Annotated in this window: 20 protein-coding genes; 3 read left to right on the top strand and 17 right to left on the bottom strand. The window is 68.1% G+C overall.

All coding sequences use genetic code 11. The features are described 5' to 3' along the window. Window positions 1–15: 15 nt before the first annotated feature. The 8 genes from KVF90_RS05420 to KVF90_RS05385 are packed head-to-tail and all read right to left on the bottom strand — an operon-like array spanning window position 16 to window position 6,759. A complete protein-coding gene (locus KVF90_RS05420; protein WP_264393830.1) occupies window positions 16–453 on the bottom strand; it encodes a hypothetical protein in 438 nt (145 codons plus the stop codon). Next, window positions 446–1,780: a FliI/YscN family ATPase gene (locus KVF90_RS05415; protein WP_413677012.1), complete on the bottom strand. Its 1,335-nt coding sequence runs from the start codon at window positions 1,778–1,780 to the stop codon at window positions 446–448. The genes KVF90_RS05420 and KVF90_RS05415 overlap by 8 nt, the downstream gene beginning before the upstream one ends. After that, on the bottom strand, window positions 1,777–2,418 hold the full coding sequence (locus KVF90_RS05410; protein ID WP_264393829.1) for a flagellar assembly protein FliH: 642 nt from the start codon (window positions 2,416–2,418) through the stop codon (window positions 1,777–1,779). The genes KVF90_RS05415 and KVF90_RS05410 overlap by 4 nt, the downstream gene beginning before the upstream one ends. Continuing rightward, entirely contained in the window at window positions 2,402–3,430 is a 1,029-nt protein-coding gene (gene fliG, locus KVF90_RS05405) for a flagellar motor switch protein FliG (RefSeq protein WP_264393828.1), read from the bottom strand. The genes KVF90_RS05410 and fliG overlap by 17 nt, the downstream gene beginning before the upstream one ends. Further along, entirely contained in the window at window positions 3,427–5,088 is a 1,662-nt protein-coding gene (gene fliF, locus KVF90_RS05400) for a flagellar basal-body MS-ring/collar protein FliF (protein WP_264393827.1), read from the bottom strand. Before fliF ends, fliG begins: the two co-directional genes overlap by 4 nt. Window positions 5,089–5,091: 3 nt before the next feature. Beyond that, window positions 5,092–5,451, bottom strand: coding sequence for a flagellar hook-basal body complex protein FliE (gene fliE / locus KVF90_RS05395; RefSeq protein WP_264393826.1), 360 nt, complete (start codon window positions 5,449–5,451; stop codon window positions 5,092–5,094). Next, window positions 5,448–6,590: a sigma-54 interaction domain-containing protein gene (locus KVF90_RS05390; protein ID WP_264393825.1), complete on the bottom strand. Its 1,143-nt coding sequence runs from the start codon at window positions 6,588–6,590 to the stop codon at window positions 5,448–5,450. Before KVF90_RS05390 ends, fliE begins: the two co-directional genes overlap by 4 nt. Window positions 6,591–6,624: 34 nt before the next feature. Beyond that, on the bottom strand, window positions 6,625–6,759 hold the full coding sequence (locus KVF90_RS05385) for a hypothetical protein (protein ID WP_264393824.1): 135 nt from the start codon (window positions 6,757–6,759) through the stop codon (window positions 6,625–6,627). 271 nt (window positions 6,760–7,030) lie between these two features. Between KVF90_RS05385 and KVF90_RS05380 the strand changes: the two genes are divergently transcribed. From KVF90_RS05380 to KVF90_RS05370, 3 genes are all read left to right on the top strand, one after another. Then, window positions 7,031–7,861, top strand: a complete 831-nt coding sequence (locus KVF90_RS05380; RefSeq protein ID WP_264393823.1) for a flagellin — start codon at window positions 7,031–7,033, stop codon at window positions 7,859–7,861. Window positions 7,862–8,128: 267 nt separating this feature from the next. Then, window positions 8,129–8,755, top strand: a complete 627-nt coding sequence (locus KVF90_RS05375) for a cytochrome b/b6 domain-containing protein (protein WP_264393822.1) — start codon at window positions 8,129–8,131, stop codon at window positions 8,753–8,755. Window positions 8,756–8,764: 9 nt separating this feature from the next. Continuing rightward, window positions 8,765–9,262, top strand: coding sequence for a helix-turn-helix transcriptional regulator (locus tag KVF90_RS05370; RefSeq protein WP_264393821.1), 498 nt, complete (start codon window positions 8,765–8,767; stop codon window positions 9,260–9,262). A gap of 10 nt (window positions 9,263–9,272) precedes the next feature. On the opposite strand, the gene KVF90_RS05365 is transcribed toward KVF90_RS05370, so the two are convergent. Genes KVF90_RS05365 through KVF90_RS05325 form a run of 9 tightly spaced genes read right to left on the bottom strand, consistent with a single transcriptional unit; the run spans window position 9,273 to window position 17,070 of the window. After that, entirely contained in the window at window positions 9,273–10,178 is a 906-nt protein-coding gene (locus tag KVF90_RS05365) for a flagellar motor protein MotB (protein ID WP_264393820.1), read from the bottom strand. A gap of 1 nt (window position 10,179) precedes the next feature. Beyond that, window positions 10,180–11,043: a flagellar motor stator protein MotA gene (gene motA / locus KVF90_RS05360; RefSeq protein WP_264393819.1), complete on the bottom strand. Its 864-nt coding sequence runs from the start codon at window positions 11,041–11,043 to the stop codon at window positions 10,180–10,182. A gap of 13 nt (window positions 11,044–11,056) precedes the next feature. Then, window positions 11,057–11,977 carry a hypothetical protein gene (locus tag KVF90_RS05355; protein ID WP_264393818.1) on the bottom strand — a complete coding sequence of 307 codons (921 nt, stop codon included), beginning with the start codon at window positions 11,975–11,977 and terminating at the stop codon, window positions 11,057–11,059. A 14-nt stretch (window positions 11,978–11,991) separates the two neighbouring features. Continuing rightward, entirely contained in the window at window positions 11,992–13,332 is a 1,341-nt protein-coding gene (gene flgK, locus KVF90_RS05350; protein ID WP_264393817.1) for a flagellar hook-associated protein FlgK, read from the bottom strand. Further along, complete coding sequence (locus tag KVF90_RS05345) at window positions 13,332–13,664, bottom strand: flagellar biosynthesis protein FlgJ (protein WP_264393816.1); 333 nt, start codon at window positions 13,662–13,664, stop codon at window positions 13,332–13,334. The genes flgK and KVF90_RS05345 overlap by 1 nt, the downstream gene beginning before the upstream one ends. After that, window positions 13,661–14,767, bottom strand: coding sequence for a flagellar basal body P-ring protein FlgI (locus tag KVF90_RS05340; RefSeq protein ID WP_264394687.1), 1,107 nt, complete (start codon window positions 14,765–14,767; stop codon window positions 13,661–13,663). Before KVF90_RS05340 ends, KVF90_RS05345 begins: the two co-directional genes overlap by 4 nt. Before the next feature lie 19 nt (window positions 14,768–14,786). Beyond that, window positions 14,787–15,497: a flagellar basal body L-ring protein FlgH gene (locus KVF90_RS05335; protein WP_264393815.1), complete on the bottom strand. Its 711-nt coding sequence runs from the start codon at window positions 15,495–15,497 to the stop codon at window positions 14,787–14,789. Between the two features lie 8 nt (window positions 15,498–15,505). Then, window positions 15,506–16,297: a flagellar basal-body rod protein FlgG gene (gene flgG, locus KVF90_RS05330; RefSeq protein ID WP_264393814.1), complete on the bottom strand. Its 792-nt coding sequence runs from the start codon at window positions 16,295–16,297 to the stop codon at window positions 15,506–15,508. Window positions 16,298–16,323: 26 nt separating this feature from the next. Further along, window positions 16,324–17,070 carry a flagellar basal body rod protein FlgF gene (locus tag KVF90_RS05325; protein ID WP_264393813.1) on the bottom strand — a complete coding sequence of 249 codons (747 nt, stop codon included), beginning with the start codon at window positions 17,068–17,070 and terminating at the stop codon, window positions 16,324–16,326. Between the last annotated feature and the right edge of the window lie 3 nt (window positions 17,071–17,073).

The raw sequence follows: 17,073 nt of genomic DNA, 5'->3' as shown, positions 1-17,073 counted from the left end.
CCTTCGGCAGCGGGGTCAGTCTGTCGAACGGTTCTGCAACTTGCGTGCCATCGGGATTGTGCGCGCGGCCTCGCGCCGATCTTTTACCGCGTCGAGCGCTGCGCGGGCATCGGCGGTCATCTCGGTGAGGCGCTTGGCGCGGGTCTCGGCGCGGGTCAGGCTGTCGGCCTGCCATGCGCGCTGGCGGGCGGTATCGCGCGCGGCGTCTCCGGCGTTGGCGGCCAGCTGGGCGAGACCGGCGGTAAAGCCCGCACGCGCCTGCAAGGCTGCCCCGATGGTCGCCCCCGTCCCCGGCGCGCTGGCGGTGACGAGGCGGCGGCTGCGTTCGGCAAGGGCGTGGCTGCGCGCCTCGGCCTCCAACGCTTCGGCCAGTCCGCGCAGCGCCTGCTTGCGCGCGACTTCGGCGATCAGGCTCTGGCGGCGCAGCAGCGCGAGGCGGCGCGCCTCACGCATGGTTCTGCGCCATCAGCGCGGCGAGCGCGGCGTGGCTGGGGCCAAGCGCCTCGGCAGCGCCGCGTGCCTGCGTCAGGAAAGCGTCGATCGGCCCGCTCAGCGCCAGCGCCTCGTCAAGCAGCGGGTCGCCCCCTGCACGATAGGCGCCCATCATCACCAGATCGCGCCCGCTCTCGCGCGCGGCGATCAGCGCGCGCAGGTGCCGTGCGGCAGCGGCAAGATCGGGTGGGACGAGATCGTCCATCACCCGGCTGAGCGAGGCGGGCACGTCAATCGCCGGATAATGCCCGCGCTGCGCCAATTCCCGCGAAAGGACGATGTGCCCGTCCAGAATAGCCCGCGCGGTGTCGACCACCGGGTCGTTGGCATCGTCTCCGTCAGCGAGCACGGTGTAAACCCCCGTCACCGCCCCGCCAGTGCGTGCGGAATTGCCCGCGCGCTCGACCAGCCGCGTGATCGCGGCGAGCGCGGATGGCGGATAGCCCCGCGCCGCGCCGGGTTCGCCCAGCACCAGCGCCAGCTCCCGCGCGGCGTGGGCGACGCGGGTGAGGCTGTCGAGGATCAGCAGCACGCGCTTGCCCTGCGCGCGGAAATATTCGGCAATCGCGCTGGCATATTGCGCGGCGCGCAGCCGCAGGTTGGGAGCGTGATCGGCGGGCACTGCCACCACCACGATTCCGCCGCGCCGGTGGCCTGCCATATGCCGGTTCACGAAATCGGACACCTCGCGCGCCCGCTCCCCGATCAGGGCGACCACGGTGACATCGGCAACCGCGTGGCCTGCGATGGTATCGACCAGCACCGATTTGCCGACGCCCGATCCCGCCATGATCCCGAGCCTTTGGCCGACGCCCATGGTGGCCAGCGCATTGATCGCGCGCACGCCGCAGTCGAAGGGATGCTCGACACTGGCGCGCTCCAGCGCCCCTTCGCGCTTGCCCGCCAGCGGCCAGACATTGGGCAGGTCCAGCCGCGGGCCGCCGTCGATCGGATCGCCCAGCGCATCGACCGCGCGGCCGAGCAGCGCCTCGCCCACGCGCACCTCGCCGGGAGCGCCCAGCGCCCGCACCCGCGCCTGCGGGCGCAGCAGCATGGCATCGCCGAGCAGCATCATAAGCGAGTGGCCGGCACGAAAGCCGATCACCTCGGCAAGGCATTCCGCGCCCGCATCATTCTCGATCAGCCCGAGCGAGCCGACCGGCAGCGGCAGGCCCGCAACCTCGATGAGCCCGCCATCGCAGGTCACCACGCGCCCGGTCAGCACCGGGCCGCGCGCCACAGGGGTAGCGCGCATCCGCGCCAGATCGAGCTGGAGTTCGGCGATCATAGGCGCAGTGCAGCCGCGATCGCGCGGCGCCATTCTGCGGGGCCATCGCTGATGGTGCCTTCCGGCCCCTCGATCACGACAGAGCCCGGCTCAAGCGCCGGGTCGGGCGCAAGCCTCATCATGGCGAGCGCCTCTTCGCCCTGAAGGGCAATGTCATCGGGATGGAGATGCAGCACCAGCGTATCGGCCGCGCCGCCGATCCGCCGAGCAGCGGCGATGCAACGTTCACGCAAGGCGTCCGCATCGCGTGCCGCTTCGCCCAGCACACTGTCGCACAGGTGAAGCACGGTCGCGGCCAGATCATCGGCGAGCACGCCAATGGCCGCTTCATCCATCGCGCGGAAGTTCAACCGCAATGCCCGCTGCCGGGTGGCGTGCGCCTCGGCTTCGGCCTCGGCGGCGGCGCGTCCGGCCGCTTCGCCCTCGGCAAAGGCACGCGCCATCGCTTCGGCGAGCGGATCGGCCACCAGAGGTTCCGGCGCAGGCGGCGGGACAAGGCTTTCTGGCGCACCAAACGGCAGCGCCTCGCGGAAGCCCCCGCCCGCGTCCAACAGTCCGAGCCAACCCGGTGCGCCCGTCTCCAGCTCCACGACATCGTCCCCGGCGAACGCGCCGAGCCAATCAGACGAATTCGCCATTGCCGCTTCCGATCACGATCTCTCCCGCATCGGCGAGGCCGCGTGCGATCTCGACAATTGCCTTCTGCGCCGCGGCGACATCGCTCTTGGCGAGGCGGCCGCGCAGTTCGATCTCGTCGCGAACGCCGTCCGCCGCGCGGCTCGACATGGCGGCGAAGAAGGGCGTGCGTTGCGCTTCCTTGAGGCCCTTCAATGCATCGACCAGCTTCTCGTTGTCGACATCGCGCAGCAGGCGGCCCATCGACATCGGATCGAGCACGAACAGCATTTCGAAGGTGAACAGCTCCTCCTCGATCCGCTCGGCCAGCGGCGCATCGCGCTCGGCAATCGCGGGGATGACCGTGTTGCGCAGTTCGCCAGCGGCCAGGTTGATAAGGTTCGCCGCCTCGCGCGGCCCGCCCAGCATCAGCGCTGCCGTGCCATAGGTGGCAGCAATGCGCTGGGTCAGCAGCGTGTCGATGGTGGCGATGGCGGTGCCCGAAATCGCGCCGCTTTTTGCCACGCGCTCCACCACCAGCGATTGCAGTTCGAGCGGGAGCATGGCGAGCACTTCGGCAGCGGGTTCGGGTTCGATCAGCAGCAGCAGCGCGGCGATCACCTGCGGGTGTTCGTCAAGGATCAGGCGCACCAGCACGCCGGGCGCGAGCCACTTGGCAAGCTCCAGACTGCGCGGCGCGGCATCAGGCTCGATACGCTGCATCATGCTGTCCGCGCGTGCCGGGCCGAGGGCCTTGTCGAGCAGCGTGCGCAGACGGTCCGTCCGGCCACGCATCGGCAGCATCTCGCGCGATGCCTCGCCCGCGAAATCGGCGAGCGCTTCGGCCATGTGCGGCTGGTCGATCTCGCCCAGCGCCATCATTGCGGCGCCCAGCTTTTCAAGCTCGCCGGGGGAGAGGCGCGCAAGGATCCCGGTCGCTTCCTCGTCACCGAGCAGCATCAGGAACACCGCGGCGCGGTCAATCCGGTTGAGCAGCGTGGACTGGGTCTGGGTCAGGGCGGTATCGGACATCATGCCGCATCCGCCTCGGGCCCGCGCGGTTCGGGCGCTTCGAGCATCCGCTGGAGCGCCTCGACCGCGCGTTCGGGCTGGCTGGCAGCGAGCCGCCGTGCGAGTTCAACCTGGCGCGGCAGATCGCCAATCGGAACGCCGTTGCCGGACGCATCGAGCGCAGTGCCATTGTCCTGCGCTGCCTCATCCTCGCCGGTCACCGTCAGCGGCGCATCCTCGGCGGCAGGCGCGGCAGGCTTGTCGCCCTTGCCCTTGAGCTTGCCGATCAGCGGGCGCACCGCCAGCATCAGAACCAGCAGCACAGCGATCAGCGCCGTGCCGTACCGCACCAGCATCGCGAACCAGGGTTCCTCGTAGAAGGCAGGCGGCTCAAGATCGGCGGGTTCGAACTTGCTTGCCACCACTTCGACCATGTCGCCGCGCTGGACGTTTGCGCCCACGGCGGCGCTGACCAGCGCTTCGAGCTGCTGCGCGGTCATCGGCGCGGCTTTCTTCAAGGCGGCATCGCTGACCGCGACCGCGACCGAGAGTTTCTTGAGGCTACCCGGTCCGGCAGTGGTCACGGCCACCTCGCGGCCCAGTTCATAATTGCGGTCGGTCGCGGTTTCGGTGTCGGTCGACGTCGCGGTGGCAGGCGGTGCGGGCTGGGGTGCGCCGTCGACCAGCTGCGCCTGCGGCGGCGGCGTGTTGGCGGTCACGCCGGGAACGCCGCCCGCCGGGCCTGCGCCGGTGCGGGTCGCATTGCGCTCGCTTTCGGCACGGACCACGCCTTCCTTCTCGTAAGTCTCGCGCGCGGTGGTGACTTCGCTTTTGTCGAGTTCGACTTGCACCTGCGCCGAGAAATTGCCCTCGCCCAGCAGGGGGAGCAGCAGCGCATCAACCTGTTCGCGCAGCTTGGCCTCATGCTCGCGCTGGAGGTTCAGGCCCTCGCCTTCGGCCGTGCGCGGATCGGACAGCAGGCGGCCATTCTGGTCGACCACCCGCACCGCATCGGCATTGAGCCCCGGCACCGAAGCCCCCACCAGATTGACAATCGCGCTGACCTGATCGGGCGAAAGGCTGCGCCCGCCCACCAGCCGCACCATGACCGAGGCTGAGGGCGCATTGTTCTCGCGCACGAACACCGAGCGTTCGGGCGTGGCGAGGTGGACACGGACAGACTCGATCCCGTCGATCTCCTTGATCGTCAGCATCAGCTCGCGCTCGCGCGCCAACCGCAGGCGTTCACCCTCCAGCGTGCGCGAGGTGCCGAGCGGCATCGCGTCGAGCATGGCTTCGGCCCCTTCGGGCGCGGCGATCCCGGCATCGCTCGCAACCAGCATCTTGGCGCGGTAGACATCGTTCTCCGAAACCGAGAGCGCGCCGGTGGAGTTGTCGATCGAATAGGCGATCCCGCCGGTTTCGAGCGTTGCGACAACCTTGGCACGCTCGGCGTCGGTCAGACTGGTGTAGAGCACGCGGTCTGGGCCAGCAGAGATCGTCATCCACAGCGCAGCGGCCGCCGCGACCGCGCCCAGACCCGCCAGCGCGGGCAGCGCGCGGGCCAGCGCGGGCTGGCTGGCAAAGCCGGCCATCTGCGGGGGCAGCATGGTGCGCCAGCCGGTGGCAGGGGCAAGGGGAAGACCCGCGGGATCGGCGGGAACGGGCAGAGCATCGGCCATCTATCAGCCCCCCATCCGCATGATGTCTTGATAGGCGTTGAGCAGCTTGTTGCGCACCTGCAACGTCGCTTCGAAGGCCACGCCCGCCTCCTGCCGCGCCAGCATCACCTGTGCGATGTCGGTCACCGCGCCGCGTTCATAGGCGACCTGCATCTGCGACGAATGCGCCTGCACCGCGTTCACCTGCTTCAGCGCGTTGTTGAGCGTATCGGCAAAGCCTGCCCCCGGCGCCTTGGCCGGGGCGAATGCCTGGCCTGCCTCGCTCGCCGCGCGCACATCGCGCAAGGCGGCGCTGCGGGCGAGCACCTGACTGCGCAGCGCCATCACGTCCTCGACGCCGAACCCAACCCGAAGCGCGCTCATGCCGCACCTCCGGCGGCCAGCATGCCTGCGCCGCGCATCGAGGCGAGGCGGTAGCGCAGCGTGCGCTCCGATATGCCCAGCGTGCGCGCGGTCGCCGCGCGGTTGCCGCCATTGCGGCTGAGGGTATCGATGATTGCCCGCGCTTCGGAGGCGAAGGCAACATCGGACAGCGATTGTGCCGTGGCCACGCGGGCCAGCGGCGGGACGGCGCTTTCCGGCACGGCGCGTACCGCCGTGTCGAAGACGATATGCTCCGGCAAGATCGCCGCTGCATCGCCTGCCAGCAGCAGCGCGCGGCGGATGACGTTCTCCAGCTCGCGGACATTGCCCGGCCAGGCGTGGGTCTCAAGCGCGTCCAGCGCCTCGCGCGTGATCCATCCCGGTTCGCCGGAAGCAGGCGCGTGGCGGAGCAGCATCGCAAAGGCGAGCGGCGCGATATCGCCCGGCCGGTCGCGCAGCGCGGGCAGCGTCAGGGGGAAGACGTTGAGGCGGTAGAGCAGGTCTTCGCGGAAGCGCCCGGCCTCGACCTCGGCGGCAAGGTTGCGGTTGGTGGCGGCAACCACGCGCACATCGACCTTCACCGGCTTGGTCGCGCCCAGCGGCAGCACCTCGCCTTCCTGAAGCGTGCGCAGCATCTTCGATTGCAAGGCCAGCGGCAGCTCGCCGATCTCGTCGAGCAGCAGCGTGCCGCCATCAGCCGCGCGGAACAGCCCCTCGGCCGCTTCCGCCGCGCCGGTGAAGGCACCCTTCTTGTGGCCAAACAACAGCGCTTCCAGCATCGCTTCGGGCATGGCGGCGCAATTGACCGCGACAAACGGGCCATCGGCGCGGGCCGACAACCGGTGCACGAACTGCGCCAGCACTTCCTTGCCGGTGCCGGTCGGGCCTTCGAGCAGGACGGGAATGTTACTCGCCGCGATGCGCTCTGCCAGAGTCAGCAGCGCCAGCGACTGGGGATCGCCCGCGACGGGCCAGCCCCCTTGCGCCGAGGCCGCGATCAGTGCCGCGCGCGCTTCGGGCAGGGCGGCGGGATCATAGGCAAGCGAAAGGCGGTTCGCTCCTGTCAGCGCCAGCGCGGGGCTGTCTGAATGATCGAGCGTTATGGCGATCTTGCCGCTGCGCGCAATCCCGGCAGCCATGGCGGGGGGCATCGCCTCGCCCAGCACGATCCGGTCACGCTGCCAGCGCCCCCCCCATCAGCGGCACGGTCATGCCGATCAGGATATCGTGCGCGCCGGTTGCCGTGGTGGTCGCTGTCTCAGCGTCCGCCATTAGACGGCGCACCGTGCCGATCGCCGGTTGCATCATGTTAGCCCCTGTTTGGTTGGTCTCGGCAAACCTCTGCCGCACGCACGCTGGACAGGTGGCAAATTTAAGCCCCCGTAGCATCACCTAAGCCGGTCGCGGAGAACACCTAGGGAGGCGCAGAAGCGATCCCTACCAAGCCGCCCGGAAGCGGAATATATCGTTGTTTTTCAGACATTATTTTTCTGGCTTAAACATCCCGCCGGGCGGCCGCTCTTATGGCCAGCAGCGACGGGCTTGTTCGTCCTGCCTGACCATTCAGGAGTTTCGACCAATGAACGTGATCAACACCAACACTTCGGCGATGCGCGCCACCAACTCGGCCGTTGCTGCGGGCAAGATGCTCGGCACCGCGATGGAACGCCTTTCTTCGGGCAAGCGCATCAACAGCGCCGCCGACGACGCCGCCGGCCTCGCCATCGTCAACTCGATGACCTCGCAGATCCGCGGCATGTCGCAGGGTATCCGCAACGCCAATGACGGCATCAGCCTCGCCCAGACCGCTGAAGGCGCGCTCAACGAAGTGACCAACATGCTCCAGCGTGTCCGCGAACTGGCGGTGCAGGCCGGTTCGGACACCTATGCCGACACCGACCGCGCCAACATCCAGGTCGAAGTCGACGAACTGACCGCGCAGATCGGCCAGGTTGTCGCCAACTCCGAGTTCAACGGCGTGAAGCTGTTCGACGGTTCGGTTGCCACCGTGACGGTGCTCGCCGGTGCCAATGATGCCGATACGGTCGACCTGACGCTTGATGACCTGACCGCGCTGACCTCGGGCGGCGGCGCTGCCGGCTCGTTCGACGTGACCGGCACGGACGGTACGGCGGCACGTGCTGCGCTGACCGACATCGACGCCGACATCGAGAGCATCTCGACCACCCGCGCTACGCTGGGTGCCGGGCAGAACCGTCTGCAGTCCGCGGTGAACAACCTCACCAACGTCTCGACCAACCTGACCGACGCGCGTTCGCGGATCGCGGATACCGACTATTCGCAGGAAACCACCGCGCTCGCCAAGGCCCAGATCCTCGGCCAGGCCTCGACCGCGATGTTGGCGCAGGCCAACCAGTCGCAGCAGAACGTGCTGTCGCTGCTGCGTTAAGCGAAACACCCAAAGCGCCGCCCCTTGCCCCCTTGGGGGCGGCCACAGAGCCCGGAGCCGCAAGGCTCCGGGCTTTTTTCGTGGCGCATTGCCCGGGCCGCGCCGCAATCGCAGGGCGTAAGCAGCCGCTTAGGCGGCGGCCCATAAGCGGATTGCCAATCGCCCAGCCACGGCAGGCTGGCCATGTGGGCTGCGTCAGCGGCGCGTTCTTGCCCCCAATAAGAGAGCGGTCGCTGGCACCCTTTCACGCGAAGGAGCCACGCCGCCATGACCGCACCCGCACCCGCCGCCACCATCGATACACCCCCGCGTCCCTGGGACCCGATCGTGAAGATCACCCACTGGACCATCGTGCTGGCGGTTCTCGCCAATGCGCTGGTGACCGAGGAAGGCTCCGGCCCGCACATCTGGGTAGGCTACGGGCTTGCCGCGATCCTTGGCCTGCGCCTGTTGTGGGGGCTGGTCGGCCCCACCGAAGCGCGCTTCGCCGCCTTCTGGCCAAGCCCGCGCAAGGCGCTTTCTCATATCCATGACATCCGCGCGGGGCGGGTGACGCAGCATGCCTCGCACAATCCGCTCGGCGCATTGATGGTCTGGGCGATCTGGACCTGCCTGCTCGCCATTATCGCCACCGGCATTGCCATGGCCGGCCCGCCCTCGCTCGACCCCACCCTGCGTGATGACGAAGCCCATGTCATTGGTGAAGCGAGCGCGGAGCATGACGCACGGGAGGAAGGCGACGAGGGCGAGGAGGAAGGCCCGCTCGGCGAGGTGCACGAGATTGCCGCCAATCTCCTCTATGTCCTGATCCTGCTCCATCTGGCGGGCGTCATCTGCGAGACCCGGCGCAGCGGGCGGCAGGTTCTTGTGGCGATGGCACCGCACAGGCGATAGGCTGGCGCGATGAAGACAAGAGCCCAGCAGCTCGATCGCAAGGCCACGGGAATAAGCATCCTCGTGGCCTTGCAGGCGCTTGCCTGCGCCTTCTTCCTTGCCGATCTGGCCGGTGACATTGCCGCCGAAGGCATCGGGCTGCACCTTGCGGTCGAGGGACTGGCCGCCATGGCCTTGCTGGTGGCGGTGGTGCTCGGCGCCTTGCAGGTGCGCGGCCTGATTGCGGCGGCCCGGCGTGACGAGGCCGCCGTGGCGGCAGCGCAAGGCGCGCTTGGCGATCTCATCCGCTTGCGTTTTGCCGAGTGGCAGCTGACCGCAGCCGAAGCGGATGTTGCCCTGTTCGCGCTGAAGGGTTGCGACATCACCGAAATTGCGCGGCTGCGCGGATCGGCGGCGGGAACGGTGCGGGCCCAGCTTGCGCGGGTCTATGCCAAAGCCGAAGTCGAATCCCAGTCAGGGCTGATCGCGCAATTCCTCGAAGAACTGATCGTCAGCCCCGTAAAGTGACCACGCGCGCTCAGCGCTTGCCCTTGCCCCCGGCCTCCTGCTGCGGCCCGCTCTTGGCCGCCCCCCGCCCCTCCAGCAGCAGCAACGAGATGCGGCGGTTGCGTGGATCGGCGGGGCTGTCGGCGACCAGCGGCTCGGTGTCGGCGACACCTTCGATGCGGACGATGCGCTTTTGCGCCACGCCGCCCAGCACCAGCGCCTGACGCGTCGCTTCCGCGCGGCCGGACGAGAGCGACCAGTTATTGGCCGTCACCCCGCCGCGCCACGGCAGCGAATCCGTGTGACCGCGCAGGATCAGCGGAGCGCTTTCATCCTTCAGCGTCTCGGCCATCACTTGCAGCAGCCCGCGCGCTTCCTTGGTGAGGATCGTGGTGCCGAGTTCGAACATCGAGAAATCGGCATTGTCCATCAGGTCGATGCGGATACCCTCGGGAGAGCGCATCACCCGCACCTGCCGCGCGAGGTGGCGCAACTGGCGGCGCTGGACGAGCTTCTTGTCGATCTTGTCCTGAAGCTCCTTCAGCTTCTTGGAATCCAGCTCGCCGCGCCCGCCCCCTTCGGCCGGCCCGCCGGTGACACCGCGCGGAATGGTGATCGACCGCGTGCCGGTTTGGCCCTGACGGTTGGGATAATTATCCGCATCGGTTATTGATGATCCACCCAGCAGCCCGTCTGCCCCGGCGCTTTCCTGGCGCATCTTGACGAGCGTCGGGGTGAAGTAATCGGCAATCCCCTTGCGCTGCTTCTCCTCGGTCGCGCCGAGCAGCCACAGCAGCAGGAAGAACGCCATCATCGCGGTCACGAAGTCGGCATAGGCAACCTTCCACGCGCCGCCGTGATGGCCGCCTTCGATAATCGTGACCTTCTTGACGATGATCGGCGCGGGGATCGCCAGTTTCGCATCGGCCTCGGCCACGTCAGCGACCTCTCATCATGTCGAGCAGGTCGGTCAGCTTCGGGCGGTGCGCAGGCGGCAGGCCCGAGCGTGCGGCTTCCAGCACCAGCGGCTGCGGGTAACCGTGCAGCGACGCGATGATGACCTGCTTGATCGAATGGAAGATCTGCTGGTCGTGGGTGTTGATCTGCTTCAGCCGCGTGCCCAGCGGCCCGGCAAAGCCATAGGCGAGCAGCACCCCGAGGAACGTCCCGACAAGTGCGGAACCGATCATCTTGCCGAGGATTTCCGGCGGCTCGTTGATCGCGCCCATCGTCTTGATGATGCCGAGCACCGCCGCGACGATCCCGAGCGCGGGCAGCGCATCGGCGAGCGACTGGATCATGTGCGCAGGCTCGTCCATTTCGTGCAGCTGGGTCTTGATCGCGCTGTCGATCACATCCTCCACCGCATGGGTATCGAGCGTGCCCGAGGACACGACCATCAGGGTGAGCGGATCGCAGATCATCGCGGTGACCACCGGATCGGCCTGAAGGCGCGGATATTCGGAGAAGAGCGTCGATGATCCGGGCTCGGTCACGTGGCTTTCCAGCGCGACCGCACCTTCGGACCGCAGCAGCTTCATCAGCTTGGATGTCAGCGCGATCGCGTCGATATGGTCTTCGTCGGTGTATTTCGGCCCCTTGAACACCTTGCCGATCCCGCCGCCAAGCAGCTTGATCGCGTGCATCGAGTTGCCGATCAGCGTCGCGCCGACGGCCGCGCCGCCGATCATCATGAATTCGAACGGCAAGGCCGCCAGCACAGGGCCCATGGCCCCGCCGGCGAGCATGAACCCGCCGAACACCATGACCAGCAGCACAACAATGCCTATTGCAACAAACACGGATCAGGACTCCTCAGCGCAGCGCGTCGAACAGCGTCAGCGAACTGACGCGGGCGAAGGCGGCCTGGCTCGCCTCGAGTGCGGTGAGCGATTGCTGGAGCCGGACGATGGCATCGGCGACGTCGGTATCGCCAACCCGCTTGCGGCGCTCGGCCAACGCGACCTTGCGGTCGGCCTGCTGGGTTTCGACCTGCTCGACCCACGCCATGCGGGTGCCGAGGATGGTGGTCGCGCGGTTGGTGGTATCGAGCGCGGCGTCGATCCCGGCAAGCGCGCCATTGGCCGCCGCAACCGGATCGCCCGCGCCGCCCTGCAAGGCGGTGGTCAGCGCGCCCAGCACAGCGAAGGCGCTGGTGGGCGTGCCATTGAGGTTGAACTGGAACACCTCGTTACCCGGCAGGCCCCGCTCGATCGCGGTGCCTGCGGCCACCGGCACAGCGCCGCTTTCGGGCGTGCCGACATAGGTGACATTGCCCGCCGCATCGCGGGTGAAGGCGTTGCCGGAGGATTGTCCCGCAAACAGCGGCTCCCCGGTCAGCGATGTGCCATTGGCGCGGGAGAAGAGTTCCTGCCCGAGCTGTTGGAGCTCGAAGGCGATGGCCCGCCGACCATCGGCGCCGGTCGCGGTGCTGGCAGCCTGCACCGCCAACTCGCGCGCGCGCTGGAGCAGGTTGGTGACAGCCTGAACCTCGTCCGCCGCGGAGCCCAGATCCTGACCGAGCCGCGCGGCATTGTCACCTTCGACCACGGCAAGCGCCTGACGCCGTTCGACGCTGCGCAGCTGCGCCGCGGCGGCGGGATCTTGCGATCCGCGCTCGAACTTGAGCCCGGTGGCGATCTGGGTGCGGGTGCGCTCGATCCCGGCCCGCAAGTCGGACATTTGCGACAGCGAGCGGTTGAAGAACGAACCGGCGGAATTGGTGATGGACCCCATGGCGGCGCGCTCCCCTATCTCAGATCAAGGACGGTATCGAACAGCGAGGCGGCGACCTGGATCACGCGGCTGTTGGCTTCGAAAGCCTGTTGCAGACGCACCAGATTGGCGGCCTCGGTATCGAGATCGACGCCGGTTTCGCGCAGCAGTTCGGCATCGGCGCTGGCGGCGACGACGCTGAGGCCCTCGGTGCGGGTTTCAAGTGCGGAGACCCGGCTGGAAAGACCGAGCAGCAGCGAGTCCGCGCCATTGGTCGGCCCGGTCGGCGCGCCGAGCGCGGCGATCAGCGCAGCAAGGTTGGTGGTATCGCGGCTGCCCGCAGGAGAGCCCGCCGCAGCCGTCGCCAGCCCGGCAGCCGAAGCGAGCACCACATTGATGTTGCTCGCGCCCGTGCCGGCGAAAAGCGGCTGGCCGGGGGTGCCATCGGTACCCACCCCGTTGGCCTGCGCAGTGTTGGAGATGGTGATCGCTGAAACCGCCAGCGTGTCGAGCCCGGTCTGCAGCGCGGCCATTTCCGCAAGAGCATTGGCGCGGCCCGCCATTGCGCCGCCTGCGGGGGCGAATGCCGAGCCGCCGACGGAGAAGCTTGCAGTGCCATCGGCGGCGTAGCTGACGGCCACGGCCTGCGCGGCGCCGCCCGTGACAAGCGCCACCGGGGGCGTTCCGGACAGCGTGACATCAGCCGTGCCATTGGCATTGATGGTGGGGTTGATCGCAAATTCCTTGGCGAGGCCCCGCAAGGCCTTGTCGCGGGCGTCGAGCAATGATGCGCGGCCTGCGGTGCCTTCGCGCGCGCCGACCAGATCGGCGTTGATCGCGGCGAGTTCATTGGCGAGTTCGTTCACCGTCAGCGCTTCGGCGCTGACCTCGGCCTGCACCAGCGTGCGGGCATTGGCCAGCGTGCCGTTGGCGATGCGGAGATTGCCCGCCATCTTGCGCGCGCTTTCCAGCGCGGACAGCCGCAGCGCCGGTTCGGTCGGGTTGTTCTGAAGCCGCGTCAACGCCGCCTCGTAATCGACGAGGCCCTTGTAAACGCCTGAAGTCTCCAGCGCGCTTTCCGCCTCGCGCAGGGCGAAGAACTCTGCCTCCGCCGCCGCCAGCGCCGACGAGGAATCGCGCGCCTGGCGCTGCACCAGCGCGCTTTCCGCACGCTCGATCAGGCCGGGACGCACCCCGCCAAGTGAATCCTGCGCATTGACGCCGATCGATCCGGTCATCACCAGCTCGCCCTGCGTCAGGGTGCGGCGCGAATAATCCACGTTTTCCGCATTGGCGATGTTCTGCGCCGTCAGCTCAAGGCTGCGGCGGCTCGTGGTGAGGCCCGAACGGGCAATGGTGAAGATTGCGGTGGGCATCAGCTAACCCTCTGGACCGGAAGGTGTTGCGCAAGCTGCGCTTCGATACTCCGTGCAAACCCGAAGGCACCCGACTGCGCGGCGACATCGGCGAAGTGTTCATCGCGCATTGTCTGGAACTGCTGGAGGCCACCGCCAGTCAGCGGGGTTTCCTCGGCGAAGCTGGCGGCACGCGCGGTGGCGAGCATCTTGCGCACCATGATCGCCTCGAAGCCTTCGGCCGCCTTGCGCAGCGCGGCCCGCTCGGGGGAGAGACCAGAGGAACTGGCCGCCTCCGGGCGAACCGCGCTGCCGGGCGTGACCGGGCCGTAGGGGGCAACAGGCCCGGTCACAGAACCACCATTTCGGCTTGCAGGCTGCCGGCCTGCTTGAGGCTTTCGAGGATCACCACCAGGTCCGATGCGCCCACGCCCAGCAGGTTCAGCGCATCAACGATCTCGGAGAGAGACGCCGCGCCGGGCATGTAGGCCACCCGGTCGGAGCGTTCCTCCACCGTGATGTCGCTGGATTCCTCCTGTGCGGTTTCGCCGCGGCTGAAGGGGGCAGGCTGGACGATCGCCGGGTTCTCGTCGATGCGGATCACCAGCTTGCCGTGGCTGACTGCGGCGGGGGACAATCGCACGGCATCATTGATCACCACCGTGCCGGTGCGGCTGTTGACGATCACCCGCGCGGCGACCGGCGCGGGGTTGACGCCCAGCATCTCGATTTCCGCCATGATCCCTGATCTGAGGTCGTTGCCCTGCGGCAGGGCAAGCTCGATGCTCACCCCGTCGGCGATGGCGGCGATGCCCGGATAGCGGCTGTTGATCGCGTCACGCACCCGCGCCGCGGTGAGGAAATCGGCCTTGTGGAGGTTGAAGCGCAGCGTGGGCGACAGGTCGAAGCCGGTGGCAACCGCGCGTTCGACGCTCGCTCCGTCGGCGATGCGGCCGACTGTGGCGACATTGACGCTGACTTGCGAACCATCGCGCCCGGTCACGCCCAGACCGCCGACCGCGACATTGCCCTGCGCCATCGCGTAGATCTGCCCGTCCGCGCCATACAGCGGGGTGAGGATCAGCGCCCCGCCGCGCAGGCTCAGGGCCTGACCCAGAGTGGAAACGGTAATGTCGATCCGCTGCCCGGGCTTGGCAAAGGGCGGCAGTTCGGCGGTGACGATCACGGCCGCGGCATTGCGCAGGATCGGCGAGACGCCGGGCGGCAATTGCAGCCCCAGCCTGCCGGACACACCGCGCATCGCCTCGGTCACGTATTCGAGATTGTTGTCGCCCGTGCCTTGCAGGCCGACGACCACGCCATAACCGGTCAGCTGGTTGGCGCGCAGACCTTCGAACTGTCCGAGATCGCGGATACGCTCGGCAGAGGCAGAAGCGGGGATCTGCCCGGCGACCAGCGCGATCAGCAGATAAAGGATCGGGGCGAGGATACGCATACGGTTCATGGCGGCCTCCTCAGAACGGCGAGACGAAGTTGAAGAAACGGCTCAGCCAGCCCGGACGGCTCGCCTGCTGCACCGCGCCCTTGCCCGAATAGATGATCCGGGCATTGGCGACCTGCGAGGACGCGAGGCGGTTGTCGCTGTCGATATCGACCAGCCGGATGCGGCCGGCGAATTGCACCCATTCGTCACCCTGGCTGAACATCATCTGCTTTTCTCCGACCACTTCGGCGGTGCCGTTGGGGTAGATCGCGGCAATGGTCACAGCGACCGCACCGTTGAGGCGGCTTTGCTGTGCGGCATTGCCTCCCCCAGTGAACGACCCTTCGGCCGCAGCTTTAAGGGCGTTGGGGTTCAGGAAATCGAGCGGCCCGGAGGTGGGCGGGGTGATTCCAAAGCTGCCTTCGCGCTGCGTGCGGCCCTGCGTGCTCTTGGTGGTGGTGGTGGCTTCGGTCAGGATAATCGTCACCATATCGCCCAGCGCCCGCGCGCGGGTGCCGGTGACAAGGCCGGAATAGCCATTGCCGATCTGGAAGATCGCGCCCGCGCTGGCGGGCTGCGGCGCGGGAACGGCGACGCCGAAGGGATCGCCCATTTGCGCTGCCGTCATGGCGGCACCCGGCGGCGGCGGCGCGGTGAAGCCTGCCTGCGGGCCCTGTCCGCCAGAGCCCATGCAGGCCGCCAGCGCCAGCGGCGCGGCAAGGATGAGAAGACGTCTTTGCATGATTGGCCTCACAGCGTCTGGTTGGCGTTGCGCAGCATCTCGTCGACCGCGCTGACCATCTTGGAATTGATCTCGTAGGCGCGCTGGGCCTCGATCATCTCGACCAGCTCCTCGACCACATTGACGTTCGAGGCTTCAAGCATGCCCTGCCGGATCTGCCCGCGCCCGTTCTCGCCCGCAAAGCCGAGTTCGGCGGGGCCGGAGGCGGCGGTTTCGACAAGGAAGTTGTCGCCGATGGCGCGCAAGCCCGCCGGATTGACGAAGCTCGCCACGGTCAGCTGGCCGAGCAGCGTCGGCTCGGCATTGCCGGGGGTCAGCGCGCTCACCGTGCCATCGGGCGCAATGGTGATCGACTGCGCACCCGCGGGCACCTGCAGCGGCGGCTGGAGCGCATAGCCCTGCGCGGTGATCAGCGTGCCATCGTTCGCCAGCGCGAAATTGCCCGCGCGGGTGAAGCCGATCTGCCCGCCCGGCGGCAGTTCAACCTGAAAGAACCCGTCGCCATCCAGCGCCAGATCGAAGGTGTTGCCGGTGGGATTGAGCGTGCCCTGCGTGGACATCCGGCTGGTGCCCTGCACCTGCACGCCCGTGCCAAGGTTGAGGCCCACCGCAAAGGCGGTCTGCCCGGTCGAGGCCTGCCCGGCGACGCGCTGTTCCTGATAGGCGAGCGAGGCGAAATCCACGCGGTCGCGCTTGAAGCCGGTGGTGCCGATATTGGCGAGGTTGTTGGCGATGACGCGCATCCGCGCATCCTGTGCCTCAAGGCCCGTACGGGCGACGTGAAGGGCGGAAGTGGGCATGGGTCAGGTCTCCTGAATATGGGGGGTCAGCGCAGCGCCATCAGGCCGCTGCCGGCTTCATCGAGCGTGCCTGCAGTGGCGATGATCTTGGCGCGCTGTTCAAAGGCGCGCTGCGCCTCGATCATCTGCACCAGCGTATCGGCGGTCTCGACATTGGACATTTCGAGCGCGCCGGAGGTGAGCCGCGCGGTCGGATCGGGGGGCAGCACGCCGCCACCGGGGACTTTCAGAAAGCTGTCGACCCCCTTGGCGAGCGGGCTGCCTTCGGGATTGACCAGCCTGATGCGGTCGATCGCTTCGGCAGCGGCATTGGGCGCGGCCGGATCGCTGGCGAGCACCGTGCCATCGGCGGCAAGGCTGATGCTGAAGCCGGGCGGCACCGTGATCGGTGTCCCGCCCTCGCCCAGCACCGCCAGCCCCTCGCCATTCTCGATCACGCCAGAGGCCGCCACCCGAAGGTCGCCGCGCCGCGAGTAGATCTCGCCCTGGCGGTCGGGGGACTGGTAGGCGATAAGCGCCTTGCCTTCGAGCGCAACGTCGAGCGGATTGCCGGTCGGCACGACGCGCGCCGGGGCCATGTCCGCCCCGCGCACATTGCCGCGCGCCAGGGCGCGGGCCTCCAGCGATCCGTCCTTGAGCGTTGCCGGGGTGACCGCGAAGATCTCCTGACGAAAGCCCGGCGTGCTGGCGTTGGCGAGGTTGTTCGCCACCACCCGCTGCCGGTCCATCGCCGCGTTCATCGCGGTCATGGCGGTGTAGATCAGCCGGTCCATGGC

This window comes from Porphyrobacter sp. ULC335 (assembly GCF_025917005.1).
Lineage (GTDB): Bacteria > Pseudomonadota > Alphaproteobacteria > Sphingomonadales > Sphingomonadaceae > Erythrobacter.
The sequence above is the reverse complement of the archived record's forward strand: the minus strand, read 5'-3'. Positions and strand labels throughout refer to the sequence as shown.